A 15,949-nucleotide genomic window follows, 5' to 3' on the forward strand; every position below is an offset into this window, starting at 1 on the left:
ATTATTAATTGACTACTTGTATTGGTATCGTTTTTTGCACAGTTGCCAAGCGTAACTTGCCACCTTCAGCATAGTTTTTTTGCACGTAAGCTTCCACAATCGCTTGGAACTCCTCAGCGATATGGTCGCCTTTCAGTGTGACGGTTTTTTCACCGTCCACAAACACCGGCGCTACTGGCACTTCACCGGTGCCCGGTAAGCTAATGCCAACATTGGCTAATTTAGATTCACCAGGGCCATTCACCACGCAACCCATCACAGCCACACTCATGTTCTCAACACCTGTATACGCATCACGCCAAATCGGCATTTGATTACGCAGATAAGTTTGAATTTGCATGGCAAGTTCTTGGAAATAAGTGGAAGTGGTGCGCCCACACCCTGGGCAAGCAGTCACCAGCGGTGTAAATGATCGAATACCCATGGTTTGCAGAATTTCCTGGGCTACCACGACTTCTTTAGTGCGCGACTCATTAGGTTCTGGCGTTAATGAAACTCTAATCGTATTACCAATGCCCTGTTGCAATAACAAAGCCAAAGCAGCGGTAGAAGCAACGATGCCTTTAGAGCCCATGCCGGCTTCTGTGAGTCCTAAATGCAGAGGGTAATCACTACGGCTTGCAAGCTCTGTGTAAACTTTCACTAAGTCTTGTACATCACTCACCTTGCAGGAAATGATGATTTGATTTGGAGATAACCCTAACGCTACCGCCTGCTCAGCACTTTCAAGTGCTGACTGTATTAAGGCCTCACGCATTAAAGCATCGGCAGTTAGCGGCTCTGCCAGCTTGGCATTATCATCCATCATCTGCGCCATTTTGGCTTGATCGAGGCTACCCCAGTTAACACCGATACGCACAGCCTTTTTATAATGAATGGCTGCTTCAATCATTGCAGCAAACTGCTCATCGCGCTTTGAGCCCTTACCTACATTACCTGGATTAATGCGGTATTTTGCTAAAGATTCAGCACAATCAGGGTATTGAGCCAGCAACTTATGTCCGTTGTAATGAAAATCCCCAACCAGCGGCACATTACAACCTAACTTATCTAAGCCACGACGAATATTACCGACTTGTGCTGCCGCTTCAGGAGAGTTAACTGTAATACGTACAACCTCAGAACCTGCCTGCCATAATTCATACACTTGCTTGATAGTGGCATCAGCATCAGCGGTATCTGTATTGGTCATACTCTGCACGACTACGGGTGATGGTAATGTATTTAACAAACCTCCACCTACAGGCACATGACCAACCATCACTTGTAAAGTGTTACGGGCTTTATTTTGCATAAACAAACTCAATGACTACTCCAAACTAATACGTGCAATATTGTTTCGAGTGTATCCAGCCAAATCTACAGCTTGTCCTGAAACATTAACTGTTGCGGCTTTCGCATTACCGATAATCACATTAAATGGTGGTTGAAAGCTAAGCACTTGCGTATCGCCAGTGCGTAATGTGCTTTCATAAAGCACTTGACCAGCTTTATCACTGACACGCACCCAGGTTTCCTCTGTCACTGTCATGCTCACTTTTTTTGCAGCTAAGGCAGGTGCTCTAGGCTCAGCTTTGAGTTGAGGCTCTGGTTTAATTTGGGGCTCAACTTTAGCTGGCACCACAGGAGCTTGCACCGCAGGCACTGCAGCAATCGCTGGTGTAGCTTGTGGAGTGGGCACAATAGCTGGCTGGGTCGGCTGATTAATGACAGGCTGATTAATAATAGCAGCGTCAGTTGCAGGCAGTGGCGCTTCCTCAAATTGACGCTCAGCGGCTGGTAAAGCAACTTCAGGCAACGGCATTTCTAAAGAGTTTTGTGCTTCCGCTGGCTGATCTACCGCCAGTGTAGTCTCTTTTTGCACTTCATTTTCTGGCAACTTGAACTGGTCTGGCAAATACTCAAGGTACACAAACCACGCTAGTAAAAATAATAAAACCAGAATGCTGCCTAAAATATAAATAAGCCAAGGCTGATTGTCTTTAGTTAACTGCACTGGTTGCATTGATGCATTAACGCCCAAGTGACTTGGTGACTGTGTTGGCGATAATTGACGATAAATATCTAATAATGGCGCCGCGTCTATATCTAGTAATCGCGCATAATTGCGGATAAAACCGCGTGTAATCATCGCGTCCGGCAACAAGTCAAAGGCATCACGTTCCAGTGCGTCAACTTGCTTAACACTGTAACGTAAGCTATCTGACACGTCTTGTTGTGACAACTTCTTTTCATTTCTAGCGGCCTGTAAAATTGCACCTAAAGACGCACCCACTGAAGCGTCTGCGCTTACCTCTTCAACCTGTTGTGTATCTGTCATTATTAATTTCCACTCTGTAACAACTTAGCCTGCTCTGAATCTGGGTATTGACGTCTTAGCTCAAGCGCATAACTTGACTCATCATCTCGATCACCTAGCACACGCGCAACTCTGACAGACAACCATAACAACTCAGGTCCTGGTCTGCTTAGCATTGCATTCTGTAACGTGAGTTTTGCGCTGGCTGCATCATTTCGATTAAATTGGATTAGTGCAAGCTGATACGCTGCAGAGTGAAACAAAGGCTCAATTTGCAAAGCGCGCTGAAAATAGACTTCTGCATTTCGTGTATCTTGCTTACGTAACGAACAGATACCCGCGTTGGTATAAGCCATTGCTGGTGTTGCATACAGTGGATTTTTTACTGCGGCCATAAACTCTTTAATCGACTCATCGATTCGACCACGTGAACACAAAAAACTACCAAAATTATTGTGTGATTCTGAGTTATTAGGCTCAATTTGTATTGCTTGCTTGAAGTTTTTTTCAGCCAATGTATCTTGACCAAGTGCTGAGTGCACTAAACCTAAGCCGTTGTAAGCTAAACCAAAAGTTGGATCAATTTTAGTCGCGATAGTAAACTCATCTAACGCCACTTCGAAATTTCTCTGTTGAAAATAAACAGAGCCTAAATCGCTATGCGCGCGAGCGCGTGCTTTTAAATTATCGACATCGTACGCTTGCTGTTGCTGCGTTGCACAAGCACCCACAAAGAAAGTAAGTAAGAAAATAAAACCTAATTGACGATTAAAAAATTTAACAGACCCAAATTGCCGAGTAAGTAACTGTATCAAATTCATTTAACATTCACCTCATTTAGTCAGCGGATTCTATAGGAATACGCCTAGCAGTTCGTTTTGTTTTGTCTAACACTTTACCTGCTAATTGACCACAAGCAGCATCGATATCATCACCGCGTGTTTTACGCACAGTAACAACATATCCAGCTTGCATCAAAATATCACGGAAAACTCGAACGTGATTTGGCTTAGACGTATCATAACCGCTATTAGGGAATGGATTGAAAGGAATTAAATTAAATTTACAAGAAACGTTTTTTACCAACGCTAAGAGCTGATGCGCATGCTCAACCGTATCATTCACGCCATCCAGCATGACGTATTCAAACGTCACAAAATCACGTGGCGCTTTTTCCAAATAACGATTACACGCAGCCATTAACTCTTTGAGTGGGTATTTTTTATTGATAGGCACGATCACATCGCGCAAGGCATCATTTGGCGCATGCAGAGATACTGCCAACGCAACAGGACAATCTTCTTTCAAACGATCCATCGCTGGCACTAAGCCACTTGTAGATAATGTTACGCGACGGCGACTTAAGCCATAAGCACTGTCATCCAACATAATTTGCATCGCGGTCACTACATTATCGTAGTTAGCCAAAGGCTCACCCATACCCATCATGACAACATTACTAATGATGCGATCATTGGCAGGTAACATGTCATAACCTGTTTCTTGTCGCAACGATCTGTTTGCAATCGCAAGCTGACCAATAATTTCTGCAACACTTAAGTTGCGGTTAAACCCTTGACGCCCAGTAGAGCAAAACGTGCACTCAAGTGCACAGCCTACTTGGCTAGAAACACATAAAGTACCGCGATCATCCTCGGGGATAAATACGGTTTCAATACTGTTTGCTGTATCTGTACCAATGAGCCACTTATGTGTGCCATCATTGGATACTTGTGCTAACTGTACTGTCGGCAAAGTAATCTCTGCATCGACAGCCAGTTTTTCGCGCAGGCTTTTAGCAATATCAGTCATCTGCTCAAAATCATGCACGCCAAAGTGGTACATCCAACGCATTAACTGCTTGGCACGAAAAGGTTTTTCACCTCTTTCAGCAAACCATTGAGCTAGCTGTGTTTGATTGTAATTGAGCAAATTGACCAAAATTATTTACGCCTTAATATTAACTTTTAATTAATTTTTCTAGGTTGCAAAACACGCGCTTGTAAAACAAACTAATGTAACGCAACCCGAATAATTAAATTACTTACCGAAGAAGTAAGCGATTTCGATTGCTGCATTTTCAGCAGAATCAGAACCGTGCACTGCATTTGCGTCGATGCTTTCAGCAAAATCAGCACGGATAGTACCAGCAGCAGCTTCTTTAGGGTTAGTAGCACCCATCAAGTCACGGTTAACTTGCACTGCGTTTTCGCCTTCTAACGCTTGAATCATTACTGGACCAGAAATCATAAATTTCACAAGGTCAGCAAAGAATGGACGCTCTTTGTGTACTGCGTAGAAACCTTCAGCATCAGCTTGTGTTAATTGCGCCATTTTAGCTTCAACCACTTTTAAACCAGCGTTTTCAAAGCGTGTGTAAATTTTACCGATTACATTTTTTGCCACTGCATCAGGTTTGATGATAGAAAGCGTACGTTGAACTGCCATAATTACTCCATTAAATAGACTTATTGAAAAGACCGTTAAAATACCATTTTTAGCACTTAAAATAAACCAACATTTTATGTTATGGTGTTAATTAAATGAGTTTTAGAATCACTCTTGATGTGTCAAAATTGGCGTTATTATGAAAAACAATTTAAATTCACCCCTCCCAATCTCTGTTACTTGTCCTGCATGCGGTATGCTTTGCGATGATTTAACACTCACCAATACAGCACCGGTAGTGATTAAAAACGGGTGCTCTAAAAGTATTAAATTTTTTGAGCAGTCTTTTAACTTAAGTAACGCAAACGCCTGCACACCAAGCATATCTGGAAAGCCAACAGATCTAACCACTGCGATTAAAGCAGCGGCTGAAATCTTAGCAAAAAGCAGAGCACCACTAATTGCAGGGCTCGGCACCGAGGTACAAGGCATGCGAGCCATCATGCGCCTAGCCGCAAAAAGCAACGCTACGTTAGATCATATGCATAGTGAGTCAACCGTGCGCAACACGCTCACCATGCAAAATGGTGGGTGGTTAACGACTACGCTCTCAGAAATTAAAAACCGTGCTGATGTGATTTTAGCAATTGGGACAGACATTGGTAGCAGCCACCCACGTTTTTTCGAAAAACTCGTATGGGACTCAGCAAGTCTTTTCAACAAACCAACCCCTGAAGTAATTTACTTAGGCGTACCTGAAGAAAAAGCCAGCTCAGGCAGTTCACCTGATGGCAAGCAGGCAAACGCAATAGGCAATGATCCAAGCAAAGTGCCAGAAATCATTAACGCGCTTAACGCCTTATTAATCAATAAAAAAATCAAAGGTGAAACTATTGGCGGTGTTCCAGTGGCGACGCTTCAAGCGCTAGTAGAAAAACTAAAGGCCGCACAATATGCAGTGATTGTATGGTCTGCAAGTAGCTTTAAATTTAGCCACGCAGAGCTTGCGATTCAAAGCATCGTGCAACTAATTAATCAGCTTAACGAAACAACACGCGCTGCTGGCCTGCCACTCAACTCTGGTGATGGCGACTCTTCAGTGAACAATACGAGCGCATGGTTAAGTGGATATCCAACTAGAAATCGCTTCGTGAATGGCAAGCCTGAATATGATAATTATCACTTCTCAACACAGAAACAACTGCAGAACAGTGACGCGTTGCTATGGGTCAGCACATTCAACTCAGTGAGCCCACCACCAACAACATTACCTAGCATAGTGATTGGACACCCTGACACCAAACTCGATAGCACGCCTGATGTGTTTATCCCGGTAGGCATCCCTGGGGTTGACCATGCAGGGCTGATGTTCCGTATGGATAGCTCTATCACGCTACCACTAAAAAAATTACGTAATAACGAATTACCCAACTTGAGTGAGGTAATAAATAGAATTGAGGCAGAATTAGCATGATCACTTTACTCAAGAACGGCAAACTATACGACCCTGCGCACAACAAAAATGGCGTGGTAGAAGATATCTATATCTATCAAGGCCGTATCGTCCCTAAACCACTCGACCACGCTAAAATCACCCAAACTTATGACTTAACTGGAAAAGTCGTGATGGCTGGCGCTATCGATATGCATAGCCACATCGGTGGTGGCAAGGTCAACATTGCTCGGATGATGTTGCCAGAGTACCAACAAAAACAGATGCAGGAAATTAAAACCCTGAGTGAGCCAGAAGCACATATTTGTACACCATATTGTAGCCACCATGCCACGCCTACTGCCACTGATACTGGCTTTAGATACATTGAAATGGGCTACACCGCTGCGTTTGAGCCTGCCATTTCACCAATCAACGCACGTCAAGCGCATCTAGAAATGGGCGACACCCCGATGATCGACAAGGGTGGCTATGCAATGCTAGGTAATGACGATTACTTTTTGCGCATGCTAACAGCTAAAAAAGACCAAAAAGCGATTAACGATTATGTAGCGTGGACTTTACATGCCACGCAAGCGATTGGCATTAAAGTCGTGAATCCTGGCGGGATTAGTGCATTTAAGTTTAATCAGCGCAGACTTAATTTAGATGAAAATCATCAACACTACCAAGTTAGTCCACGTGAAGTATTACAAAGCCTAAGTCGTGCTGTGCATGAGCTTGGGATTGCCAAACCGTTGCATGTGCACTGTAATAACCTTGGTGCAGCAGGTAACTTTGAAACTACGCTGAACACCATGGGGGCAAGTAATGGCTTGCCTATGCATCTAACACACATTCAATTTCATAGCTACGGCACTGAGGGTGATAAAAAATTCTCTTCAGCGGCTGCGCAAATATCGGAAGCGATTAATAAAAACAAGAACATTACTGCAGACGTTGGCCAAATATTGTTTAATCAAACGGTGACCGCGTCTGGCGACTCCATGATGCAGCACCTGAATGCTAAACATGCTAACCCTAAAAAATCCGTCATCATGGATATGGAGTGTGATGCTGGCTGTGGCGTATTGCCATTTAAATATCGCGATCAAAACTACGTGAATGCATTGCAATGGGCTATTGGCTTGGAGATTTTCTTATCAGTTGAAGATCCATGGCGTATTTTCTTAACCACAGACCATCCTAACGGCGCGCCATTCACCAGCTACCCGCATCTGATTCGCTTACTAATGGATAAAAGTTTCAGAAACGAAGCATTTGCCAAGCTAAATCTGGATGCACAATCCATGAGCAACCTCACAAGCCTAGACCGCGAATACAGTCTATATGACATTGCAATCATGACGCGCGCTGGCGCAAGCAAGCTGATTGGCCTAAACGACCGTGGTCACTTGGGTATAGGTGCAAATGCAGACATCACGGTTTACACAGACCAAGAGAACCGAGAAGCGATGTTCGCCAAACCGGATTACGTATTCAAAAATGGTGAGTTAGTGGTTAAAAATGGTACCGTTGTTAAAGTTGTATGGGGTGCTACCCACACCGCAAAACCAGCGTTTGATATTGGTGTAGAAAAAGACCTAAAAGACTATTTCGACCGCTACCAGACCATAAGCTTAGATAACTTCAAAATTAGCGATGCCGAGATTTTTGATGACGGTAGAGGCAGTGTTGTCGTTAACAAAAACTAACAAGCTAAATTACTGAAAAGGATTGATATGAGTAGGTTATATGGCGAGCAACACCGTCAATTGCAAGATGAGTTTGCCACACGAAAAATGGCAGACCGCGTTGAAGAACTAGCTTGTAAAACTGAATTTGATGAAGAATCTAAAGGCTTTATCGAGCATATGGATATGTTCTTCTTATCCACAGTAGACCATCAAGGCCGCCCTACCGTTTCTTATAAAGGCGGTGATGCTGGCTTTGTCAAAGTGATTGATAGCAAAACATTGGCATTTCCAAGCTACGACGGCAATGGCATGTTCTTCTCGATGGGAAATATCAATGTGCAACCGCAAGTCGGTTTGCTGTTTATCTCATTTGAAGCACCTCATCGCATTCGTGTACAAGGCACCGCAAGCATCTCACACAATGACCCTTTGATGAGCGAATATAAAGAAGCTGACTTTATTGTTAGGGTTACCCTATCTGAGTTATGGCAAAACTGCCCACGTTATATTCACCAACGCACGAAAGTGCGCGATTCACGTTACGTACCACGTGAACATTGTGAAACCCCACTTGCCGAATGGAAGCGTATTGATTTGGTGCAGGATGTGCTGCCGGAAGCGGATATTACTAAGGTAAAAGAACTAGGTACCATTCAAATTGAAGAATGGATTGATAAAATTAAAACTGCTGATCCAACGGCCTAAATAATGATGTTGCTAAATAATATACAAATTGACGATACTTTCGCCGAAGCATTTAATATGCGCGGCGCACGCGTGATCATTACTGCGCAAAACCTCAAGTGGGCATACCATGCTGCTAACGCCATGACTGGCTTTGCAACTTCAGTGATTGGTTGTGGTGTCGAGGCTGGCATTGAGCGTGAACTAACCATCGAAGAAACTCCTGATGGCAGACCTGGTGTGAGCATCTTAATGTTCGCCATGGGTAGCAAAGTGCTCATGCAGCAACTAGAAACCCGCATGGGGCAATGTATCCTTACCTGCCCAACTGCTGCTGCTTTTTCAGGTATCGATGGCGAAGATAAAATCAGCCTAGGTAAGCACCTTCGTTATTTTGGCGATGGCTTTCAAACCTCTAAACTGATTGATGGCAAACGCTACTGGCGCATTCCAGTGATGGATGGTGAGTTTATTACAGAAGAAACCACTAGTATGGTGCGCGCTATCGGCGGTGGTAACTTTTTAATCCTAGCAACATCGCAACCAGCTGCCTTAGCCGCAGCTGAAGTAGCAATTGAAGCGATGAAAAAAGTGCCTAACGTCATTATGCCGTTCCCTGGTGGCGTAGTCCGTTCTGGCTCTAAAGTCGGTAGTAAATATAAAACCATGTTTGCCTCAACCAACGATGCATTCTGCCCTACGCTAAAAGGTGCTACCAATACCGAACTTTCACCAGAAATTGAAAGCGTAATGGAAATCGTGATTGATGGTTTAACTTTTGAAGACATCGCACTCTCAATGAAAGTGGGTATCGAAGCCATTTGCAATCTAGGCGCTGATAGTGGCGTGAAGCGCATTTCAGCAGGTAACTATGGCGGCAAGCTTGGCCCTCACCTTTTCAAACTACATGATATTTTAAACGGCAGCAACTCATGAACGCGCTTACCTTTACATTAAAAAATGCACTCAAATTTTCAGTAAATTGCAGTGCTTTAACGCCAAATAGCTTGGATAACAAATCAATCACTGATGTCGCTAATATTAAAGTGACTTATGGTAACAACACCGTACCTGTAAGCGATTTATTTGACATTACAGGTAGTGACGCTACACATATCGTCTTTAAAAATGCGTCAAACAAGCTAGACTATATTGGCGCCCATATGTCGTCTGGCAACATTACAATTGAAGGCAATGCAGGCTCCTATTTAGGCTTCACTATGAAAAGTGGTGAAATTCACTGCACTGGCAGTGCAGAAAGCTATGCCGCATGCAACATGGTAAATGGCCTATTAAAAATCGATGCCAACGTAGGTGATTTTGTAGGTGCAGGTTCTGAAGGCCTACGCAAAGGCATGCGCGGCGGCACTGTTATCATTAAAGGTAACGCTGGCGACCGCGTAGGTGACCAAATGCGCAGAGGCTTGATTTTAATTGAGGGTAATGCTGGCGACTATTGTGGTAGCCGCATGATTGCTGGCACCATTGGCGTGTTAGGAAATGTTGGTGCCTATACTGCATTTAATATGCATCGTGGCACACTATTACTAAAAAATGCACCAAGCCTACACTCAACAGTGCAAGACTGTGGCACACACACATTGCCATACTTGAGCCTATTGTTTAAATCATTTAAAAAATACAACACTCAATTTAGCCAATTAAACTCGCAACGTGTACAACGTTTTGTTGGTGATGCAGCCTACAAAGGTAACGGTGAAGTATTAGTTTTAAATGCTCAATAATATTATGTAATTACAATTACCAACTCTCTTAACGCTAATTTAAATGTCGCCTTCCCCATCCCACTGATATAGCACTTTCTTTGTACTGTACTTTGGCTGGCGAGGCGTCCTAATACAGCACATTTCCATATGTCGAGCTAAGAGTTTATCGAGCTGGAGTTTAGTAGAAACTGTCTGAAATAGATGCCTACAAACTAATCCACAGCATAGCCACAAACATCTATGGGTTGATTGTGCATCAACTCCCAGCTCTATGACTTAAGACTATCCTGATATCAATCATCAACATTCCAGTATCAACTGTCAGCGTCAAATCATCTAGTTATACGTGCTCGCGCGGATTAACTAATCTCTTTATTCTTGATAATGTGCTCTAGACAAACCTACAAAACATACCGTTAAACATATCATTTGAGTCACAGGCGGGAGCACATAAAAATGGCATTACTTGAAGTGGAAATGAGCCTTTACGAAGCCATATTAGCTAGGCGCTCCGTACGGAGCTACACAACACAAAAGCTAGAAAAAGGGGCTGTTTCTAGCCTTCTTGAAGCTGCAATACGTGCCCCTACCGCAATGCACGGTGAACCTTGGGCATTTGTCATCATACAAGACCAGCAGTTGCTAAAAAAAATCTCAGACCAAGTCAAGCCTATGCTACTCACGATGATGCATCACAACCAGCATCAGCAAGCACTCAAACTATTTGAATTACCTATCAATCAAGACTTTAATATTTTTTATGATGCGGGAACGCTCATCCTCATCTGTGGCAATACAAAGATAAATTTTTCTGAGGCTGATTGTTGGCTAGCCACTGAAAATTTGATTTTAGCCGCCTGTGCGATGGGTCTTGGGTCATGCATTATTGGCTGCGCGCTTCCTGTTTTGAATTTAGCCGAGGTAAAAACTAAGCTAGGCATCCCTCATGAATTTACGGTAGTGGCACCGATTGTTGTTGGCTACCCTAATGACATGCCTGCTCCTACCTCACGTAAGCATCCTCGCATTCTGTCGAGCATACCAACAGGAAGGGTTAATTAACCTACTCAACTAAATAATTGGCCATACTATCAACGCGGCTTGTATTTTTTGATAGGAGTTTAATAAAAATGTACAAACAAATTCTCTGCCCGATAGATGGTAGTAGCACTTCTAACTGTGGCATGGTAGAAGCGATTAACCTTGCTAAAACACTAGACGCAAAACTTAGATTCTTGCATGTGGTGGACACCTATTTCCCAATTTTAGATGCAAATGGCGAGCTTAATGTTTTATATCTGGCAGATATTCAACGTAACCAAGGTCAAAAAATACTAGAGGCTGCTGAAGAAAAAGCACGTCAGTCTGGCGTATTAGCCGAGTGCACAATCGTAGAAAGTATTGGTGAGCGCGTCTCTAAACTGATTATTAAGCAAGTAGAAGAATGGCCGGCAGATTTGGTCGTCATGGGGACACACGGCCTACGTGGGTTTGCACGATTCATGATGGGCAGTGATGCGGATATGGTGGTAAAACAAAGTCACGTGCCAGTGCTTTTAGTCAAGGCACTCAGTTAAACAATAAAATAATTAACATATACACAATGGTATTTAACAATAAAAAGGAAGCCATCATGTCAATTAGCTCAATTTGTAATCACGAAGTGGTGACGGTTAAAGCCGACGCCACTGTTTTTGAAGCTGCTCAACTAATGCGAAGCCATCATGTTGGCGATGTCGTAGTCATCAAAGAAAATCAAGACCAAACCATACCATTAGGCATCGTCACAGACCGTGATTTAGTCATAGAAGTTGTAGCAACTGAGTTGGATTGCAAAGTGATTACGGTGAGTGACATCATGGTCAGGCATTTATCGGTAGTCAAAGAAAGTGCTGGGGTATTTGAAACGATTAAAATGATGACTTCAAAAGGCGTCAGAAGGCTGCCAGTTGTTGACGAGCATGGCTCGCTAACTGGGATTGTAACGTTGGATGACTTATTAATACTGCTCTCCAACGAGATTGGGTCATTAACAAAACTGGTGACACGCGAACTTAAAAATGAGGCGTCATCAAGACGTTAACGACAAGACTGACATTAAACTCGAATCATCTCAAATATTAAGCGTGTGTCATATGTAGATGACAAAGCCTGCTCAGCCAATATCCGTTTCTACGAGTTAAGCCATATTTAAGGTAAAATAGCGCTTTTAAATCAACTCTATCAAAACATGTCATCGCTTCAAGACGAAATCTCCCGCCGCCGTACGTTTGCTATTATTTCTCACCCCGATGCTGGTAAAACCACACTGACCGAAAAACTACTTTGGTTCGGTGGTGCAATTCAGGTAGCTGGTGAGGTACGCGGCCGTAAGGCAGCACGTCATGCAACGTCAGACTGGATGGAACTAGAGAAACAACGCGGTATTTCTGTGACCTCATCTGTGATGCAGTTCCCTTACCGCGAGCACATGATCAACCTGCTTGACACCCCAGGCCATGATGACTTTTCTGAAGATACTTACCGTACATTAACCGCAGTGGATTCTGCGGTGATGGTAATTGACTCAGTTAACGGTGTAGAAGCGCAAACCATTAAATTGTTAAATGTGTGTCGCATGCGCGATACACCTATCATCACGTTTATCAACAAACTAGACCGTGAAAGCCGCCCACCAATTGAATTACTAGATGAAATTGAAACCACGCTCGGTATGGAATGTGCACCGATGACATGGCCAATCGGCATGGGTAAAGGCTTCCGTGGTGTTTATCATTTGTATAACGATGAAATCTCGTTCTTTGACCCACGTGCAGAAAAAGGTACCTCTGAAACCATTAAAGGCTTAGATAACCCACGCGTCGATGAACTATTAGGTCGCCAAGCTGAGGAATTGCGTATTGATATTGAGCTAGTGCGTGGTGCATCCCATGAGTTTAATAAAGAGCGCTATCTAAACGGTAAACAAACACCAGTGTTCTTTGGCTCTGCCATTAACAACTTTGGTGTGCAATCATTGCTAGATGCCGTGGTAGATTTATCGCCGCCGCCACAATCACGCAACACAGCAAGCCGCCCAGTAGAAGCAAATGAGGGTAAATTTTCAGGCTTTGTGTTTAAGATTCAGGCGAATATGGACCCGAAACACCGTGACCGTATCGCGTTCTTGCGCGTGTGCTCTGGCCGTTTTGAGCGTGGCATGAAGGTGAAGCAAGTTGCTACCGGCAAAACATTGAGCGTGAATAACGCCATTACCTTTATGGCGCAAGACCGTACCACCATGGATGAGGCCTACTCTGGCGACATTATCGGTATACCTAATCATGGCACAGTGAAATTGGGCGATACATTTAGTGAAGGTGAAAACCTTAAATTTACCGGTATTCCATCATTTGCCCCAGAGTTTTTCCGCCGTGCGCGCATTAAAAATCCGATGAAGATGAAACAACTGCAAATTGGCCTAAAACAGTTAGCTGAAGAAGGTGCTGCGCAACTGTTCCGCCCTCTGCTTTCTAACGACCTGATTTTAGGTGCGGTTGGTATGTTGCAGTTTGAGGTGGTCGCACACCGTTTAGAGCATGAGTACAGCGTAGATATGGTGTTTGAACCATACGACTGCTATACCGCACGCTGGTTACGCGGCTCTGACGCAGACTTAAAAACCATTGCAGATAAATACGGCTTTAACGTGGCATTAGATGGTGCCGATGATTATGTGTACTTAGCGCCTAACCGCGTTAACTTACAGATGGCACAAGAACGCTATCCGGATATCCAGTTTTTAGAAACACGTGAAATTGCCTAACTTTACCCTCAAAACAGCCTGACAATAGGGAGATGATGCACAAACATCATCTCGCAGGCTTGAGGTTATATTGGAAAGCATAAAATCATGACACTGTGCCCATGCGATAGCGAAAATCCATACCATCTATGCTGTGAGGTTTACCACCTTGGCACCCCTGCCCCCAATGCGGAAGCGCTTATGCGTTCACGTTACAGCGCCTATGCGCTTGCAAGCAGCAAGCCTGATTTAAAAGATTATCTACTGCACACTTGGCACCCAGACTCACGGCCGCAAAACCTGAATTTAGAAGGTGAAGAGGCAATCAAATGGCTAGGTTTGCAAGTGAAGCGCCATAAAAACATAGATGCAGACAATGCAGTTGTCGCCTTTGTTGCACGTTACAAATATGCCAAAAATCTAAGCGGAAAAGCTGAAAGACTACAGGAAACCAGCCGTTTTAAACGGATTGATAACTGCTGGTTTTACATAGACGGTGATTATCAGTAATCAACAAACGCTTCTGTGGGCTTGAGTGTCACCGCAGCATTCAATAAAACCTTGTAGCATCTTAAAACATCCTCCTAAAGTCACACAATCGTCACTAATGTGACATAAAAGCATCACCTTAGCTTCATACTCACACACTATGATGCACATCATTACGCGCTTACCCCATTTAAAACAAATGGCGGCGCTCACATGAGATCAACATCATGGTGTATGAAAAATCCACGCGTGGTTTTAACGAGTTTTCCAGCAATCAACGCACATTGAGTGTGCGCGAACGCCAAGTATTATTGCTGGTGAATGGTGTACGCAATCTGGATGACCTGAACAAGTTTTTCAAGCAAGACCAGCTATTAGACACGATTAGAAAGCTGGAGTCCGAAGGCTATATCCAACGACCGCAGGAACAGCGAGCACAGCAAGTCATGCCTGCCAGCATGCACACCCCTACAATCACAACATCTTTACTCGAAACGACAGACCAAGTAGCACCTATCTGCCCGACAAAGCTAGCGACAGTGAAAAGCATACTCATTGAAGCGACCGATGACTATCTTGGCATGATGGGGCGCGGCATTAAAACTAAAATTGAAAGCTGCGAGAATGAGACCAGCTTAAGACAATGTATCTCAAGCTGGCATATGGCAATGCGTGAATCTAAACTTGGGCGTGAATCTACCAGTTTTTTAATGGAGCAGATTCACCAAACCCTAGAAGGAAATATCATCGATACTGCAAGCAGTGCGCAACCCCAGCATTAATGTCCACAAGAGCACACCGTCTACAAAGCACCATGGGTAAGCGTTCTGATTTAACCTATCATTAAGCGCTTTCAAACGCCTCACATAATTGGCTCAACAACTGGCCAAAAATTGGCAATACTTCTTCCATTGTATGTGGGCTATCATCGTCTGTAGCAGCAACCACAAGTGCTATCACTAATTTATCCACATTCTCTCTAAACTGCGTCCAGTGCTCAGCTTCTGCATCCGCAATTAATTGAAATTTGTTTAAACCTGATTCTACAATTTCAATCAGCTCGGCATCTGGCAACCCTGCAAATAGTGTTTTTGCAATGGTAATTTGCACGGCCTGAAAATCAGGCTTGATATTCTCTTGCACTAGCGGTGTGGTAAAAAATGCATAGCTCAGTAATGCAAAGGCATGGTACACGCTCAACATATCAAAGTTTTCACTGCGCTCAGCTAGCGGTGATCGGTCGGCAGATTGAATCGCCTTAAATGTCACATAACAGCTTAAATAATCAGCGGCGTTCAATGCATCATATTCATCTAAATTTGTATTAGGGGTTTCATCATCGCGGTGTGTCGCTGCCAAGCATAACGCATGCATGAGCTTTAAACGTTGTGAATACGTCATTTCCATCTTTAAAGTCCTTATTAATCTTTAAGTAAAACGGGTATAAAT

At 43.6% G+C, this 15,949-nt stretch carries 17 protein-coding genes; 11 read left to right on the plus strand and 6 right to left on the minus strand.

Translation table 11 applies throughout. The features are described from left to right. Positions 1-4 precede the first annotated feature (4 nt). From ispG to ndk, 5 genes are all read right to left on the minus strand, one after another. Positions 5-1,294, minus strand: coding sequence for a flavodoxin-dependent (E)-4-hydroxy-3-methylbut-2-enyl-diphosphate synthase (gene ispG, locus FG24_RS11540; protein WP_081880982.1), 1,290 nt, complete (start codon positions 1,292-1,294; stop codon positions 5-7). A gap of 15 nt (positions 1,295-1,309) precedes the next feature. Continuing rightward, entirely contained in the window at positions 1,310-2,320 is a 1,011-nt protein-coding gene (locus FG24_RS11545; RefSeq protein ID WP_036303547.1) for a RodZ domain-containing protein, read from the minus strand. 2 nt (positions 2,321-2,322) lie between these two features. Continuing rightward, a complete protein-coding gene (gene pilW, locus FG24_RS11550; RefSeq protein WP_036303548.1) occupies positions 2,323-3,120 on the minus strand; it encodes a type IV pilus biogenesis/stability protein PilW in 798 nt (265 codons plus the stop codon). A gap of 16 nt (positions 3,121-3,136) precedes the next feature. Beyond that, entirely contained in the window at positions 3,137-4,240 is a 1,104-nt protein-coding gene (gene rlmN / locus FG24_RS11555; protein WP_036303549.1) for a 23S rRNA (adenine(2503)-C(2))-methyltransferase RlmN, read from the minus strand. A 99-nt stretch (positions 4,241-4,339) separates the two neighbouring features. Continuing rightward, a complete protein-coding gene (gene ndk / locus FG24_RS11560) occupies positions 4,340-4,747 on the minus strand; it encodes a nucleoside-diphosphate kinase (RefSeq protein WP_036303551.1) in 408 nt (135 codons plus the stop codon). A gap of 139 nt (positions 4,748-4,886) precedes the next feature. Between ndk and FG24_RS11565 the strand changes: the two genes are divergently transcribed. The 11 genes from FG24_RS11565 to FG24_RS11615 all read left to right on the plus strand — a co-directional run bounded on the left by FG24_RS11565 (position 4,887) and on the right by FG24_RS11615 (position 15,282). Beyond that, entirely contained in the window at positions 4,887-6,161 is a 1,275-nt protein-coding gene (locus FG24_RS11565; protein WP_036303553.1) for a formylmethanofuran dehydrogenase, read from the plus strand. After that, positions 6,158-7,834: a formylmethanofuran dehydrogenase subunit A gene (locus tag FG24_RS11570; protein ID WP_036303554.1), complete on the plus strand. Its 1,677-nt coding sequence runs from the start codon at positions 6,158-6,160 to the stop codon at positions 7,832-7,834. Before FG24_RS11565 ends, FG24_RS11570 begins: the two co-directional genes overlap by 4 nt. Before the next feature lie 27 nt (positions 7,835-7,861). Next, positions 7,862-8,521: a pyridoxamine 5'-phosphate oxidase family protein gene (locus FG24_RS11575; protein WP_036303556.1), complete on the plus strand. Its 660-nt coding sequence runs from the start codon at positions 7,862-7,864 to the stop codon at positions 8,519-8,521. Between the two features lie 6 nt (positions 8,522-8,527). Further along, positions 8,528-9,436, plus strand: a complete 909-nt coding sequence (fhcD, locus tag FG24_RS11580; RefSeq protein WP_036304327.1) for a formylmethanofuran--tetrahydromethanopterin N-formyltransferase — start codon at positions 8,528-8,530, stop codon at positions 9,434-9,436. After that, positions 9,433-10,245 carry a formylmethanofuran dehydrogenase subunit C gene (locus tag FG24_RS11585; protein ID WP_036303558.1) on the plus strand — a complete coding sequence of 271 codons (813 nt, stop codon included), beginning with the start codon at positions 9,433-9,435 and terminating at the stop codon, positions 10,243-10,245. Before fhcD ends, FG24_RS11585 begins: the two co-directional genes overlap by 4 nt. Before the next feature lie 438 nt (positions 10,246-10,683). Next, positions 10,684-11,289 carry a nitroreductase family protein gene (locus tag FG24_RS11590; RefSeq protein WP_036303560.1) on the plus strand — a complete coding sequence of 202 codons (606 nt, stop codon included), beginning with the start codon at positions 10,684-10,686 and terminating at the stop codon, positions 11,287-11,289. Between the two features lie 68 nt (positions 11,290-11,357). After that, positions 11,358-11,804, plus strand: a complete 447-nt coding sequence (locus FG24_RS11595) for a universal stress protein (RefSeq protein ID WP_036303562.1) — start codon at positions 11,358-11,360, stop codon at positions 11,802-11,804. A gap of 56 nt (positions 11,805-11,860) precedes the next feature. Beyond that, complete coding sequence (locus tag FG24_RS11600) at positions 11,861-12,310, plus strand: CBS domain-containing protein (protein ID WP_036304329.1); 450 nt, start codon at positions 11,861-11,863, stop codon at positions 12,308-12,310. 147 nt (positions 12,311-12,457) lie between these two features. Next, on the plus strand, positions 12,458-14,032 hold the full coding sequence (locus FG24_RS11605) for a peptide chain release factor 3 (protein ID WP_019898077.1): 1,575 nt from the start codon (positions 12,458-12,460) through the stop codon (positions 14,030-14,032). Between the two features lie 87 nt (positions 14,033-14,119). Then, positions 14,120-14,521: a YchJ family protein gene (locus tag FG24_RS11610; protein ID WP_036303564.1), complete on the plus strand. Its 402-nt coding sequence runs from the start codon at positions 14,120-14,122 to the stop codon at positions 14,519-14,521. 206 nt (positions 14,522-14,727) lie between these two features. Then, on the plus strand, positions 14,728-15,282 hold the full coding sequence (locus FG24_RS11615; RefSeq protein WP_036303565.1) for a hypothetical protein: 555 nt from the start codon (positions 14,728-14,730) through the stop codon (positions 15,280-15,282). A 61-nt stretch (positions 15,283-15,343) separates the two neighbouring features. Here the strand turns inward: FG24_RS11615 and FG24_RS11620 are convergent, their stop codons facing one another. Continuing rightward, entirely contained in the window at positions 15,344-15,907 is a 564-nt protein-coding gene (locus FG24_RS11620; RefSeq protein WP_200876893.1) for a hypothetical protein, read from the minus strand. Between the last annotated feature and the right edge of the window lie 42 nt (positions 15,908-15,949).

It is taken from the genome of Methylotenera sp. L2L1 (genome assembly GCF_000744605.1).
Taxonomy (GTDB): domain Bacteria; phylum Pseudomonadota; class Gammaproteobacteria; order Burkholderiales; family Methylophilaceae; genus Methylotenera.

What these genes read in the sequence shown, in the direction of transcription:
- ispG (WP_081880982.1), bottom strand. Translation starts at nt 1,294, where the DNA reads ATGCAAAATAAAGCCCGTAACACTTTACAAGTGATGGTTGGTCATGTG.
- FG24_RS11545 (WP_036303547.1), bottom strand. Translation starts at nt 2,320, where the DNA reads ATGACAGATACACAACAGGTTGAAGAGGTAAGCGCAGACGCTTCAGTG.
- pilW (WP_036303548.1), bottom strand. Translation starts at nt 3,120, where the DNA reads ATGAATTTGATACAGTTACTTACTCGGCAATTTGGGTCTGTTAAATTT.
- ndk (WP_036303551.1), bottom strand. Translation starts at nt 4,747, where the DNA reads ATGGCAGTTCAACGTACGCTTTCTATCATCAAACCTGATGCAGTGGCA.
- FG24_RS11565 (WP_036303553.1), top strand. Translation starts at nt 4,887, where the DNA reads ATGAAAAACAATTTAAATTCACCCCTCCCAATCTCTGTTACTTGTCCT.
- FG24_RS11570 (WP_036303554.1), top strand. Translation starts at nt 6,158, where the DNA reads ATGATCACTTTACTCAAGAACGGCAAACTATACGACCCTGCGCACAAC.
- FG24_RS11575 (WP_036303556.1), top strand. Translation starts at nt 7,862, where the DNA reads ATGAGTAGGTTATATGGCGAGCAACACCGTCAATTGCAAGATGAGTTT.
- fhcD (WP_036304327.1), top strand. Translation starts at nt 8,528, where the DNA reads ATGTTGCTAAATAATATACAAATTGACGATACTTTCGCCGAAGCATTT.
- FG24_RS11585 (WP_036303558.1), top strand. Translation starts at nt 9,433, where the DNA reads ATGAACGCGCTTACCTTTACATTAAAAAATGCACTCAAATTTTCAGTA.
- FG24_RS11590 (WP_036303560.1), top strand. Translation starts at nt 10,684, where the DNA reads ATGGCATTACTTGAAGTGGAAATGAGCCTTTACGAAGCCATATTAGCT.
- FG24_RS11595 (WP_036303562.1), top strand. Translation starts at nt 11,358, where the DNA reads ATGTACAAACAAATTCTCTGCCCGATAGATGGTAGTAGCACTTCTAAC.
- FG24_RS11600 (WP_036304329.1), top strand. Translation starts at nt 11,861, where the DNA reads ATGTCAATTAGCTCAATTTGTAATCACGAAGTGGTGACGGTTAAAGCC.
- FG24_RS11605 (WP_019898077.1), top strand. Translation starts at nt 12,458, where the DNA reads ATGTCATCGCTTCAAGACGAAATCTCCCGCCGCCGTACGTTTGCTATT.
- FG24_RS11610 (WP_036303564.1), top strand. Translation starts at nt 14,120, where the DNA reads ATGACACTGTGCCCATGCGATAGCGAAAATCCATACCATCTATGCTGT.
- FG24_RS11615 (WP_036303565.1), top strand. Translation starts at nt 14,728, where the DNA reads ATGGTGTATGAAAAATCCACGCGTGGTTTTAACGAGTTTTCCAGCAAT.
- FG24_RS11620 (WP_200876893.1), bottom strand. Translation starts at nt 15,907, where the DNA reads ATGGAAATGACGTATTCACAACGTTTAAAGCTCATGCATGCGTTATGC.